Genomic DNA, 13124 nt, shown 5'->3' on the forward strand with positions numbered 1-13124 from the left:
CCCTGACCGCCGCGTCGGACGCGCGGCTGGTCACCACCCTGGCGGCGACCCGGGTGGCCGCCGCGCCCCGGGGCTGGGTGGTCGATCCGATCGGCCTGGTCGACGCCGTCGTCCTGGCCACGCCGGCCCCCGTCACCGCCCGTCTGCTGCACTACGCGTCACCGGTCGCGGCCGCGGCCGCCGCGGGCATCGAGCTGTCCTCCTCGGCGCTGGTCGCCATGGCGCTGCCGCTCACCACCGACCTGCCGGACAATTCGGGCATCCTGGTCGCCACCGGAGAACCCTTGCGCGCCAAGGCCTTCACCCTGTCCAGTCGCAAGTGGCCGCACCTGGGCGCCCGCGACGTCGCCCTGGTCCGCGCCTCCTTCGGCCGCTTCGGCGACGAAGCCCCGCTGTCCTGGTCCGACGAGGACCTCGTCACCGCCGCCGTCGCCGACCTGACCACGGTCACCGGCACCGAGATCGCCCCGATTCACGCCATCGTCCAGCGCTGGCCCGGCGGCCTGCCCCAGTACGCCCCCGGCCACACCGAACGCATCGCCACCCTGGAATCCGCCGTCGCCGACCTCGACGGCCTGGCCGTAGCGGGCGCCTACCTCCACGGCGTCGGCGTCCCCGCCTGCGTCGCCGCCGGCACGGCCGCGGCCGAACGCATCGCCCGCGCCGTCACCTCCCGCGTCGAGTAGCGCCGGCGCCGACAGCGGGTCACCGTATCGGCGGCGGGAGATTCGGGCAGCCGACGGGTCGGCAGAGCGAATCCATGGGGCTGGACACGTCCTGGCCCATCGCCCCGGCGTGTCCCCGACCGGGTGCGATAGCGATGTTGCATGATCGCCCGCTGTGACCACCACCGGCGAGCAGCCCCTCCGCACCCTGATCCTCGACCCCGACCTCGGCCCGGTCGAACTCCACGAGGGCGCGGCGACCACCGTGACCTCCGTCTTCGGCAGCGAGGAGACCGCGCCCTGGCTCCCGGCCAGGCCGGCGACCGACTGACGGGCGCGTTCACCACGAGATCGCGGCGGCCGGTGTCACGCCGCAGCGTTGCCTGTGCATCGCTGATCGGCTCGATGACGTGCCGGCCGCGCGGGCGCTCGGGATGACCGGCATCCACTACCGCGACATCGACGATCCGGCGGCGCTGCGGACCGCCACCTGGGCGACGACCGGCCGATCTCGAATCCCCGCCCACCCGGCGGGCGAAATCGTCGCAGTGGCACGATGGATCCATGGCGCGACTCGACTATCAGGCCCTCAACTCCACCATTCGCTACCTGATGTTCTCGGTGTTCCAGGTGCAGCCGGGCGTGCTCGGCGAGGACCGGGCCGCGGCGATCAAGGAGGCGCAGGCGTTCTTCGACGGCCTGGCCGACAAGGGCGTCGTGCTGCGTGGCATCTACGACGTGGCCGGCCTGCGCGCCGACGCCGACTTCATGCTGTGGACCCACGCCGAGCGCGTCGAGGACCTGCAGGCCGCCTACGCCGACTTCCGCCGCACCACCGAACTGGGCCGGGCCAGCGCCCCGGTGTGGAGCAACGTGGCGGTGCACCGCCCGGCCGAGTTCAACAAGAGTCATATCCCGGCGTTCCTGGCGGGGGAGGACCCGGGCAACTACATCTGCGTGTACCCGTTCGTGCGGTCCTACGAGTGGTACCTGCTGCCCGACGAGGAGCGGCGCAAGATGCTCGCCGACCACGGCAAGGCCGCCCGCGGCTACCCGGACGTGCGGGCCAACACCGTCAGCTCGATGGCGCTGGGCGACTACGAATGGATCCTCGCCTTCGAAGCCCCCGAACTGCACCGCATCGTCGACCTCATGCGCGACCTGCGCGCCACCGAGGCCCGCCTGCACGTGCGCGAGGAGATCCCGTTCTTCACCGGCCCGCGCGTCGAGGTCGAGCAGCTGGTCACCGCACTGCCGTAATTCTGGAGCGCTGGCGCGCTCGAGTTCGCGCCCCGGCGGTCCCGCCGATCAGGCACCGTTGCTTGCTCCTTCGTCGCGTACGCAACGGCACCTGATCCACGGGACGGTCGCGAACCGCCGACTTCGTCGGCGGGACCCTCCTCGAGGTCGGGTTGTGCGGGGCACCCAGCGCGCTCAGGCAGTTCCTTCCGGTTGGGCCGGTGTCAGGCGCAGCGCGATCGAGTTGATGCAGTAACGCTGGTCGGTCGGCGTCGGGTAGCCCTCGCCCTCGAAGACGTGGCCGAGGTGGCTGTGGCAGTTCGCGCACAGCACCTCCACCCGGCGCATGCCGAGCGAATCGTCGGCGCGCAGGATCACCGCGTCGGAATCGGCCGGGTCGAAGAACGACGGCCAGCCGCAGTGCGAGTCGAATTTCTCGGTGCTGCGGAACAATTCGGCGTCGCAGGCGCGGCAGGTGTAGACGCCCTCGGTCTTGGTATCGGTGTATTCGCCGACGAACGGGCGCTCGGTGGCGGCCTCACGGAGCACGGCGTACTCCTGCGGATCCAGTTTCGCCCGCCACTGCTGCGGCGTCAGCTGGATGCGCGGCGTGGGCAACGAAGTATCGGAACTCATCACTCCACGCTAATGGTTTCGGCCGGTGCGCGCCGCGATCGTCGCGTCACAGCACCGGCCGAGCCCTATTTCAGCGCGGGTTCGCGGTCGTCGATCGGCTCTTCCGGAGCGACCGGATCGTCGCGATCGGTGGTGGCGGAGACCGCCGCGGGCGCGGGCCGCTCGTCCTCGGTGCCGTCGCGCGAATCCGGCGCGTTCGCCATCCACGCGGGGTCGATGCCGAACCGCAGTCTGCCCTCGCGGCGCGCGGCCAGGTAGCGGTCGCCGAGCACACAGAACACGACGACGAGCAGCAGGCCCCAGCCGAAGGTCACGCGCAGGTACTCGAGCGTGCGCCCGGTGCTCTGCCAGCGGTCCGAGAGCCACTTGTCGTAGGTCATGAACCCGAAGATCGCCAGCCACGCCGGCCAGTTGCGCAGCACGGAATTGCGCAGCACGACCGACATCAGGAACGGGAACAGCATCATCGAGTAGTACATCTGGCCCAGCGAGAGCAGCAGGAACGACGCGGTGAGCAGCACCCCGGAGAACGTGGTGACGAAGAACAGGTCGTCGTGGCGGTAGTAACGCCACAGCAGCCACAGCGTCACCGCGACCACACCGGCCATCACGGCCTGGACCAGCAGGATCAGCCAGTGCGGCAGCCCGTAGTAGAGCCCGTTGCCGCCGATCGAGCTGTTGAAGTAGTCGCGCGTCTGCGCCAGGTACGGCACGACCCGGGTGAAGAACTTCTCGGGGTCGGCCGACAGCGGCCAGGCGATCGCGGTGAGCGTCAGCGGCACACCGAGCGCGGTGATGAAGACCTTCCACTGGCCGCGCACGGCCGCGACGAGCAGCAGCGGCGCCAGCGTCGGCTTCACCGAGATGCTCAACCCGAGTGCGACACCGGCCCACAGATCCCGCCGTGCCAGCAACAGGTGCAGGAACACCAGCTCGGCCAGCAGCAGGCAGCCGTTGACGTTGGTGAAGACCAACGTGTTGGTTACCGTCTCGGAGGCGAACATCGCCAGCAGCAGCGCCGGCGCGGCGATCGAGCCCAGACCGAACTTGAACAGCCGCAGCAGCAGGTACCAGGCGATCAGGATCGCGACAGCGTTGAGACCGATGAACAGCCACCGGGACAGCTCGTATTCGATGATCGCCACCGGGGCGATCAGCAGGGTTCCGCTCGGATAGTAGAGATAGTGCGGGTCGACCGAGGAGAAGTCGGCGGTGTACAGCGGCCTGCCGTTCAGGAACTCGAACGAGGCGTTGTACACAGGCCGGTAGTCGTCGGTGACGAATCCGTTGACCGCCTTGATGAAGACACGGTTCAGCACGGTCATGACCGCGAAGGGCCAGAGTGCGAACTTGATCACCTCGGCGGAGGTGCGAGCGGTGCGGGGCTCGAGCTGTCGGAACAACACTGGGGCACGGTACACCGGATCGGGTAGCGATGGTGTCGCCGGACCCGTCCGACGCGCCGGAATCACATGGTCGTACGACCTGGATCAGGCCGGGCAGGCACCGCCGTCGGCGGGCAATTTCGCCTCGGCGAGATAGTCGGCGACCGCCTTCTGCGCGCAGCCGGAGTGAGCGATCACCGGGTGTCCCCACCCCTGCCAGGTCATCGTGGCGTGCCGGGCGCCCGCCGCCCCGAGGGCACCGGTGACCGAGGCCGCGGCCCCGCCGACGACCGGGTCGGCGGCACCGGCGAACACCAGCACCGGCAGCTCGAGCTTCGTCGGCAGCGGCGGCGCGGTCGAGACCGGCCAGGCCGAGCAGACCATCATCCCGATCGCGGCGGTGCGACCGAAAACCGGATATTTGCCGGCCCAGGTTCCGGCGAGCTCGCGCGCCTTGTCCGGGGTCGGCGGCTGCTGGCTGTCGGTGCACCGGTTGACGAACTCGCCGTCGGAATTGATCGCCGCGGATTCGCGGGCCACCAGCGCCGCCAGCGGGGCGCGGTCGCCACGGTCGGCGGCGGCGAGGACGTCGGCCAGCGCGGTGACCCGGCTCGCCTGGTCGCCGCGCGGGCTCGACAGGAACCCGGTGAGCGCGGTCGAGAGGTCGGCGGCCGAGATGTCGCCCAGGCCGCCGGTGTTCGCCTTGGCCACCAACCCGACGATGGTGGCCCGCGGGTCGGCGCCCAGCGCGCAGTTGGCGGCCTTGCAGCGCTGCGCGAACGCGGTCACCGCGGCTTCGGCGCCGGTCACGGCGGCTTCGGTCTTCGTCGTCACGTCGGCGCCGACCGGTTCGGGGGCGTCGAGGACCAACCGGGCCAGGTGGTCGCCGTAGCGGCGGGCGTAGCTGAGCGCGACCTTGCCGCCGTTGCCCGTGCCGAGCAGGTTGATCTTGTCGACCTGCCACTGCTTGCGCAGCTGTTCGATGTCGTCGGCCGCGTGCGGCGCGTCGAAGGTGCCCTCGTAGGGCTGCAGGAAGTCGCGGCAGGCGATGGTCGCGTCCTGGCTGTAGCCTGCGACGGCGCCGACCTGGTCGTCGCTGCCGACCCCGAACTGGCCGAGGTCGGTCATCACCGCGCGCAGCTGCGCCGGGATGCAGTCGATGGGTTGCGAGGCGCCGATACCGCGCCGGTCCACGGCGACGATCGGCTGTGCGGCCAGCAGCGCGCTGTTCGGCCCGACGGCCAGCCCGGCCAGCGTCGAGGCCGAGGAACGGTCGGCGCCGGAGGTGAGCACCAGCGGCGCGGCGTCGACGGGGGTCTGCGGCAGCCGGGCCCGCAGCGCGCCCGCCCGGAACGTGCCGAGCACGGTGCCCGCGGTGTCGATCGGGGTGGAGAAGTCGGCGCATTCGAGCACCAGCCCGGCCGGGGCCGGACCGAAGTCGAGCGAGCTCAGTGTCGCGGCGGTGCAGTCCTTCCAGGCCAGGTCGGTCTTGGGCGTGTCCGCCTTGGCCGGTTCGTGCACCGGGGGCGCCTCGGTCTGCGCGCCGCCGACCCCCGGCCGCTCCACGGCGACAACGGGCCGATCCGACGGTCCGGCCCCACAGCCCGCGAGCATGATCGACAGTGTCGCGGCCGTCGCCGCGGCCCGAGTCCAGCGCATGGGCTACACACTGCCAGGTTCGGCGCCAGGTTTCATCGACGGGCCCAGCGGGCCAGGACGGTGCCGTCCTCGGCGAGCACGAGCTGCCTGCGGTGCATCGGGATGTCGAAACCGCTCGCCGACAGCGAGATTCGCCCGCCCGCCCCGCCGACCAGCAGCGGCGCGGTGCTCAGGCACAGTTCGTCGACCAGATCCGCCTCGGCGAGCTGCCCGAACAGATGCGGCCCGCCCTCGCACAGCACTCGTTGCAGCCCGCGCTCGGCGAGCACCCGCAGCAGCGCGGCGGGCATGATCGCGGCCTCCCCGGCGACGATCACCTCCGCACCCGCCCGCCCGAGGGCGTCGACCTGGTCCTTGGCGGCGTGCGCGGTGGTGATGATCAGCGGCGGGGTCTCGGCGTCGGTGAAGAACTTCGCGGCCGGATCGAGCCGCGCGCTCGCGGTGACCACCGCGATCGGCGGCGGCGTACCGTCGGCCGACCCGCCGATCCCGTGCCGGAAATGCGCTCGGCGGCGGTCCGGATCGGGGTGCGCGCCGCCGTAGTTCTCCGCGCGCACGGTGCCCGCGCCGACGACGATCACCTCCGCCAGCTCGCGCAGCAGGCCGAACACCCGATGGTCGGCGTCGGTGCCCAGCCCGGCCGAGACACCGTCGACGGTGAACGCCCCGTCGATACTGTTGACGAAGTTCGCGCGCACCCAGGGCCGTTCCAGGTGGCGGGGGTAGGCATAGCACCTGGCCAGTGCGTCGTCGTCGAGGTCTGCGAGCTGGGTCACATTGTGGATACGCTGCATAGGAACCGATGCAACCACGTCCGTACGATTCGTTCATGCAAGAACGCCTCGTCGATCGCCATCCGGAGGTCCCGGCCGACCAGCTCGTCGCGCAGATGGTGCCCCCGCCCATGTTCGACGAGGTCAGCTTCGCCTCCTACATTCCCGACCCCAAGGAACCCAGCCAGGCGGCCGCGGTCCGCAAGGCCGAGGAATTCGCCGGTCAGATCGCCAAGATCCACAAGGCCGCGTCCAAGAAGAGCCTGTTCGGCAAGAAGAAGGCTGTCTCCGGCGCCGGCCTGTACCTCGACGGTGGGTTCGGCGTCGGCAAGACCCACCTGCTCGCCTCGATCTTCCACAGCGCGCCCGCGCCCAAGTCGTTCGGCACCTTCGGCGAGCTGACCAACCTGGTCGGCGCGCTGGGCTTCGTCAACGCCGTCGAGCGCCTCTCCGGCAACAGCCTGCTGTGCATCGACGAGTTCGAGCTCGACGATCCCGGCGACACCACCATGGTCTCGCGCCTGCTCACCGAGCTCTCCGCCGCGGGTGTGTCCATCGCGGCCACCTCGAACACGCTGCCCAGCCAGCTCGGTGAGGGCCGTTTCGCCGCCCAGGACTTCCTGCGCGAGATCAAGAAGCTCGGCTCCATCTTCGAGCCGGTGCGCGTCGACGGCCCCGACTACCGCCACCGCGACCTGCCGCCGGCGCCCGAGCCGACCTCCCCAGACATCCTGGCCGAACGGGCCGCCACCACACCGGGATCCACCCTCGACGACTACGACGCGCTGCTGAAGCACCTGAGCACGCTGCATCCGTCGAAGTACGGCGCCCTGATCAACGGGGTGTCCTCGGTGTTCATCTCCGGCGTGCACCCGGTCACCGACCAGGCCGTCGCCCTGCGCATCGTCGTGCTGGCCGACCGTCTCTACGACGCCAGCATCCCGGTGACGGTCTCCGGCGCGAAGCTCGACGAGATCTTCTCCCAGGAGATGCTCGACGGCGGCTACCGCAAGAAGTACCTGCGCGCGATCTCGCGCCTGCTGGCGCTGTCACGCTTCGAGGCCGCCGCCGCGTGATCGACCGGCGCCGGGTACGTTCGTCCCGACCGTGACCCCGGCGTCGTCGAAGGAGCCTGTCGTGACCCGTAGCCGTGCTGTCCGCGCGAGTCTGGCCGCCGCGACCGGAGTAGCGGTGCTGCTCGGTCCGGCACTCGGCCAGGCTGTCGCCGCGCCCGCGCCCACCAGCGAGATCGGGAGCGCCGATCGGCTGCTCGGCCTCACCGGCGTCCAGAACGCCAGGGACGCGGGCGGTTACCGCACCACCGACGGGCACCGGGTGCGCACCGGGCTGGTGTTCCGCACCGGCGCGCTGGACAAGGCGACCCCCGAGGACCTGGCCCGGCTCAGCGCCCTCGATGTGCGCGTCGTCGACGATCTGCGCACCGGCTACGAGCGGGGCCTGGGCGCGGACCGGCTGCCCGTCGGCGCGGTCGGCAACTCCTACGACGTGATCGGCCAGGCGCCGCCGCTGATCCTGGCGGGCGCGCTGTTCGGCGGCGAGGGCATGTACCGCGCGTTCATCACCGCTCCCGGTGCCAACGAGGCGTTCGCCGCCGTGCTGCGCGACATCATCGCCGCCGACGGCACCGGGGTGCTGTTCCACTGCAGCGCGGGCAAGGACCGCACCGGCTGGACCTCGGCGGTGCTGCTGACGCTGCTCGGCGTCGACCGGGCCACCGTCACCGCCGACTACCTGGCCTCCAACACCTACCGCAACGCCGCGCCCACCGACCCGCTCAACGGCGTGCAGCAGAGCTGGCTCGACGCCGCCTTCGATCAGGCGAACCAGAGCTACGGCAGCTTCGACAGCTACATCCGCGCCGGTCTCGGCCTGTCCGAGTCCGAGATCACCGCGCTGCGGGCGGCGCTGCTCGTCTGAGCCTCACAGCGCCCGTTCGTACACGAAGTCGGAGTGCACCTGGGTGCCGACCGTGAAGGTCTTGGTGCCCACCTGCGTGAAACCGTGCTTGGCGTAGAACTTCTGGGCGCGCTCGTTGGCCTGGTTCACCCCCAGCCACAGCACCGTCGCGCCCGACTCGCGGGCGGTCGCCACCGCGGCGGTCATCAGCGCGGCGGCGACGCCGCTGCCGTGGTGTCCCGGCAGCACGTACATCTTGCTCAGCTCGACCACCGCACCCGGGCTGACCTGGGCATCCACCTCCGGATCGATCGGCCTGCCCGCGACGAGCATGGCGTAGCCGACGATCTCGTCGCCCTCGACGGCCTTGAGGACCGTGCGCTCCGGATCGGACAGGTACTCGCCGAACCGTTCGCCCGAGAGCATCTGCTCGAGGAAGATCTCGATGTCGCCCTGGGTGGCTTCCGGCGGGCACGCCAGCGGGAAGGTCGCCGCGGCGACATCACTGAGCTCCTCGGCATCCCAGAGCCCGGCCCGATCGACGACGACGGAACTGTTGGTCATAGTTCCAGTACAGCACGGGTCGGCCCGGCGGCGGTGGCACCCTGGCATCGGTGCCGAGTACTCTCCTCGCCATGACGAGCGGTAGCCGCATCGGGATCGTCGGTGCGGGAGTTGCGGGTTTGGCCTGCGCGAAAGTGTTGAGTCGGGCGGGTTTCCCGGTCGAGGTGTTCGACCGGGCCCCTGATGTCGGAGGTGTGTGGAGCGCCACCCGACGCTATCCGGGGCTGCGCGCGCAGAACAGCAAGTTCCGGTACCACTTCAGCGATTACCCGATGCCCGAGGACTTCCCGCGCTGGCCCGACGGCCAGCAGGTCCAGGCTTACCTGGCCGGGTACGTCCACGAGTTCGGCCTGGCCGAGCACCTGCGACTGGGCACCGAGGTCGTCGCCGCCGACCCGGTCGACAGCGGCTGGCTGCTCGAGGTCCGCGATCGCGACGGCGTGCACCGCACGACCTGCGATCACCTGATCGTCGCCAACGGCGTGTTCAGCGAACCGGTCATGCCCGCGCTGCCCGGCGCGGCGGCGTTCGCGGCCGCGGGCGGTCGGCTCGTCCACGTATCGGACTTCCACGACGTCGAGCAGGCCCGGGATCGCTCGGTGGTCGTGATCGGCTACGGCAAGTCGGCCTGTGATGTCGCCGAGGCCGTCAGCCATCTGGCCGACGAGACCAGCGTCGTCGCGCGCAGGCTCACCTGGAAGATGCCGCACAAGGTCGACTTCGGCCTCGACTACGAGCGGCTGTTGCTGACCCGCCTGGGCGAGGCGCACTTCCGGTCGCGGGAGCCGCACCGTGTCGAGCGCTGGCTCGACGGGCTCAGCCTGCGCCAGGCGAACCTGGATCTGCTGCAGGAGCGGGTGACGCGCAAGCTGCGGCTGCGCGAGCTCGATCTGCTCCCGACGGGCGGCATCGAGGAGATGGCCGACAGCAGCGCGAGCCTGGCGACCGAGGGCTTCGCCGAGCAGGTCGAGGCGGGCCGGATCAGCGTTCACCGCGAGACCGAGGTCACCGAGCTGATCGGCGGGCAGCACGGGCCCGCGGTGCGCCTGTCCGACGGCACCCTGAAGCTGGCCGAGATCGTCGTCTGCGCCACCGGATATCAGCAGGAGGTGCCGTTTCTGACCCCGTTCGTGCGGCGCAGCCTGACCGACGAGGTCGGCGATTTCCGGCTCTTCCGCAACATCCTGCCGGTCGAGGTGCCCAACCTGACCTTCGCCGGCTACAACAACTCCAATGTGAGCGCGCTGAGCGCGGAGGTCGGCGCGCATTGGATCGCCGGGCTGCTCACCGGCAAGTTCGTGCCGCCGATGCCCGAGCAGATGAACTCCGAGATCGACGAGCGGCTGCGGTGGTCGCGGGAACGCACCGAGGGCCATCACGCCCAGGGCGCGTCGGTGGTTCCGTTCTCCCTGGCCAACATCGACGAGATGCTCGACGACCTGCGTACCCCGCTGCCGCTGACCAGCCGGCTGGCCCAGTGGGTGCGCCCGGTGCGGCCCGCCACCTACCGGCGGGTGCTGCGTGACCATCCGGCCACCGTCCCCGCGCCGCCCGCGCCCGCACCGGTTGCCGAGCGGTAGCCCGACACGCTGGATCGCCGCCGCCGCAACACTTGGCGGTGATCATTGCGTTGGTGATAATCCTCGCGTGGACGCGCTGGATCTGAACCTGTTGCTCGCCCTCGACGCGCTGCTCGAGACCAATAGCGTGACCGAGGCGGCCCGGCGTCTGCACACTTCGACCTCGGCGATGAGCCGCACGCTGACCCGGTTGCGTACCGTGCTGGGGGACCCGCTGCTGGTGCGCTCCGGCCGACAACTCGTGCCCACCCCGCGGGCACTCGAGTTGCGCCACGACGTCGCGGGCCTGGTCGATCAGGCGCGGTTGCTGCTCACCGCCCGCGACGGCACCGGCGCGGGACGCCACCGCGATTTCGTTGTCCGGGTGGCCGATTCGGTGGCCCCGCGCCTGACCGGTCCGCTCCTGGCCGCGGTCCGCACCGAGCTGCCCGGCGTCACGGTACGGGTGCTGGCCGCCGACGCCGCGGACGGTGCGGTCGCCCTGCGCGACGGCCGGGTCGACGTGGAGGTCGGCATGATCGGTCAGACCGATCCGGAGACGGTGGTGACCCGCCTGTTCGCCGACCGCTGGGTCGGCCTGGCCGCCGCGACGCACCCCTTCGGCGCCGACCGCCCGACCGTCGCCGCCTACGCCTCCGCCCAGCACCTCGAGGTCTCGGCCACCGGCCGCACCCACAGCCCCATCGACGACCGCCTGGCCCTGCACGGCCGCACCCGGCGCGTGGTCGCCACCGTGCCCGACCTGTCCACGGCCCTGTTCACCGTCGCCACCACCGAACTGGTCTGTCCTGCCCTGGAACTGCTGTCGCGCCCCGCCGCCGTTGCCCTCGGCCTGACGATGTTCGAGATCCCCCTGCCCCTGCCCGCTCCCGTCGTCGCGATGGCCTGGCATCCCCGCAACACCGCCGACGGAGGCCACCGAGCACTGCGCGACCTCATCGGCGTCATCCTGCGCGACGCCCCGCACCCCGACCTGGTCGCAGCACCCGTCTGACCGGCCCCCGACGCCGGTCTCCCCGAACGGCTTCCGGCACCGGCGGCCTGGGCCTGCTCCTGCGCTGGTGCTAGCCGGGCTCTGTGGTCGGCGACCCGAAGACGTCGCTCCGCCCCGGCGGCAGCCCCGACGATCGCTTCAATTCGTCCAGCATCGCCTGCAGTTTGTCGACGTGCGCGCGCTCGATGTCGAACGCCCGGAACGTCCCCGTCACGGTGATCCCCGCCGCGTCGGTCGCGGTCGGCGGCGCCGGATCGGACGCCACACGATCGAGCGGGCTGGTCGCCGGCGCCTCCGGTCCACGCGCATTCGCCGCGGCGAACCCACCGGCCCGCGCCGATTCGCTCCCAGAGCCCCCCGCGGGCTCGAGGCCCTCGGTTCCTCGGTCGCTGGTCGAGCCGCCGAACCGCGTCGCGGGCTCCAGACCTGCGTTGTCGTAGTCGCTGGTGGAGCTGCTGAATCGGGTGGTGGGTTCCAGGCCCGCGTTGTCGTGGTCGCTGGTCGAGGCACCGAATCTTGTTGAGGGTTCGAGGCTCGCGCTTGCGCGGTCGGCCGCGGAGGCAGCGTGCCCCGCGTTGCCGGTGGACTGTCCGGCAGCGCCGGGGTCCTTCGGCACGGACAGGCGGGCGGGTGGCGGCGGTGGCGTGTCACCCGAGGAAGTGAGGCGCTCTCGCGGGACCTCGTCGAACATCGACCCGGGGCGCTGCGAGTCGCCGCCGGTGAAGCCGTTGCGGGCGTAGCCGTTCGGGCTCGGGGCCGACGGCGTGGTCAGGTCCTCGTCGGTGAAGGTCCAGTGGATTCCGCTGGTGGTGGTGCCGGAGGCCGCGGGCTCCGGTGACGTGGCGGAGCGCGGATCGAACCCGTCCACCGGGGAGGCACCGGCCGTCTCGCCCCGGTCACCCGCGGTGAGACCGGCAGACCGGGGATCACTCACGACTCGCTCGAGGTCGTCGGCCGTCGCATCGATCCGATTGCCGGACAACGCCTCCGACGATCCCGCTGCCGGTCCGGCGCCCACGCCCGGCGCGGTCGTCGCCCCGGTGGGCTTGCCGACCGGCCTGGCCCGCTCCACACCGGTCTCGGCGGGCGGGCGCATCCCGGTCTCCGTCGGCGGATCCGACACCATGTCGACGGCAGCGGCATTCGCCTGCGACGCGTGGGCACCGTCGATCACCCGGTCACCGCCACGGGCGGCCTCACCCAGCGCGGTTCGACCCGGCACGGTGAGCTCGTCGGCAGCCCCTGCGACAGACTCTCCCCGGCGCGCCGCGACCTCGGCCGACAGTGCACTTGTCCCGGTAGCGTTCCCCCCTGGCAGATCTGCCTCCGGCGACGCTCCCTCGCGTCCGAGCGCCGACATCGACACCGTCCGCCCACCGACCTCGGCGTCACGACCCGAACCACCGGCCTCGCCACCCCGGCTCGCACCGTTGTGCGGCAACCGCTGCGTGCCTGGCCGTTCCACGGCCTCGATCACGGTGTCGTCCGACAACTCCACCGCCCGGCCGTTCACCGACCCCAACCGCGCGGCGACACCGGTCCGCTCCGCCGTCGCGGCCGCGTCACTTCGTCCGGCAGCCGCGGCGAGGGCATCCAACTCGGCTGCCGCGGCTAGGCGGTCGGCCCATTCGCGGGCGGTCGCCGTGGGCACGACATCGTCGGTCTGCTGCTGCGCGGCGGCGGCCAGGCGATCGGCCCACGCCCGCGCGGCG

13 protein-coding genes are annotated in these 13124 nt (G+C 71.4%); 7 read left to right on the top strand and 6 right to left on the bottom strand.

Annotated features, from left to right (window positions below; genetic code table 11):
* The 3 genes from V8688_RS28225 to hemQ all read left to right on the top strand — a co-directional run.
* The coding region (locus V8688_RS28225) for an FAD-dependent oxidoreductase (protein ID WP_342802068.1) at positions 1 to 686 on the top strand (686 nt) is incomplete at its 5' end.
* Between the two features lie 154 nt (positions 687 to 840).
* The gene (locus V8688_RS28230) at positions 841 to 996 is read left to right on the top strand and encodes a hypothetical protein (RefSeq protein ID WP_218721157.1); all 156 of its coding nucleotides are present in this window, start codon (positions 841 to 843) and stop codon (positions 994 to 996) included.
* A gap of 233 nt (positions 997 to 1229) precedes the next feature.
* The gene (gene hemQ, locus V8688_RS28235; protein WP_218721156.1) at positions 1230 to 1925 is read left to right on the top strand and encodes a hydrogen peroxide-dependent heme synthase; all 696 of its coding nucleotides are present in this window, start codon (positions 1230 to 1232) and stop codon (positions 1923 to 1925) included.
* A gap of 174 nt (positions 1926 to 2099) precedes the next feature.
* On the opposite strand, the gene msrB is transcribed toward hemQ, so the two are convergent.
* From msrB to V8688_RS28255, 4 genes are all read right to left on the bottom strand, one after another.
* Positions 2100 to 2540: a peptide-methionine (R)-S-oxide reductase MsrB gene (gene msrB / locus V8688_RS28240; protein ID WP_218721155.1), complete on the bottom strand. Its 441-nt coding sequence runs from the start codon at positions 2538 to 2540 to the stop codon at positions 2100 to 2102.
* Positions 2541 to 2605: 65 nt separating this feature from the next.
* Positions 2606 to 3946, bottom strand: a complete 1341-nt coding sequence (locus V8688_RS28245; RefSeq protein ID WP_218721154.1) for a glycosyltransferase family 87 protein — start codon at positions 3944 to 3946, stop codon at positions 2606 to 2608.
* Between the two features lie 84 nt (positions 3947 to 4030).
* Positions 4031 to 5584 carry an alpha/beta hydrolase gene (locus V8688_RS28250; protein ID WP_342802069.1) on the bottom strand — a complete coding sequence of 518 codons (1554 nt, stop codon included), beginning with the start codon at positions 5582 to 5584 and terminating at the stop codon, positions 4031 to 4033.
* A 32-nt stretch (positions 5585 to 5616) separates the two neighbouring features.
* Positions 5617 to 6378: a pyrimidine reductase family protein gene (locus V8688_RS28255; protein ID WP_342802070.1), complete on the bottom strand. Its 762-nt coding sequence runs from the start codon at positions 6376 to 6378 to the stop codon at positions 5617 to 5619.
* Between the two features lie 35 nt (positions 6379 to 6413).
* On the opposite strand from V8688_RS28255, the gene zapE reads away from it, so the two are divergent.
* Both zapE and V8688_RS28265 read left to right on the top strand, forming a co-directional pair.
* Positions 6414 to 7433, top strand: a complete 1020-nt coding sequence (gene zapE, locus V8688_RS28260; RefSeq protein WP_218721151.1) for a cell division protein ZapE — start codon at positions 6414 to 6416, stop codon at positions 7431 to 7433.
* A gap of 61 nt (positions 7434 to 7494) precedes the next feature.
* Positions 7495 to 8295, top strand: coding sequence for a tyrosine-protein phosphatase (locus V8688_RS28265; protein WP_218721150.1), 801 nt, complete (start codon positions 7495 to 7497; stop codon positions 8293 to 8295).
* A gap of 3 nt (positions 8296 to 8298) precedes the next feature.
* Here V8688_RS28265 and V8688_RS28270 read toward each other — a convergent pair whose 3' ends face one another.
* Entirely contained in the window at positions 8299 to 8838 is a 540-nt protein-coding gene (locus V8688_RS28270; RefSeq protein ID WP_218721149.1) for a GNAT family N-acetyltransferase, read from the bottom strand.
* Positions 8839 to 8909: 71 nt separating this feature from the next.
* On the opposite strand from V8688_RS28270, the gene V8688_RS28275 reads away from it, so the two are divergent.
* A complete protein-coding gene (locus tag V8688_RS28275) occupies positions 8910 to 10418 on the top strand; it encodes an NAD(P)/FAD-dependent oxidoreductase (RefSeq protein ID WP_342802071.1) in 1509 nt (502 codons plus the stop codon).
* Between the two features lie 67 nt (positions 10419 to 10485).
* On the top strand, positions 10486 to 11412 hold the full coding sequence (locus tag V8688_RS28280; protein ID WP_342802072.1) for a LysR family transcriptional regulator: 927 nt from the start codon (positions 10486 to 10488) through the stop codon (positions 11410 to 11412).
* 70 nt (positions 11413 to 11482) lie between these two features.
* Here the strand turns inward: V8688_RS28280 and V8688_RS28285 are convergent.
* Positions 11483 to 13124: hypothetical protein (locus tag V8688_RS28285; RefSeq protein ID WP_342802073.1), on the bottom strand; the 1642-nt coding region annotated here is incomplete at its 5' end.

This window comes from Nocardia sp. No.11, assembly GCF_038752175.1.
Lineage (GTDB): Bacteria > Actinomycetota > Actinomycetes > Mycobacteriales > Mycobacteriaceae > Nocardia > Nocardia canadensis.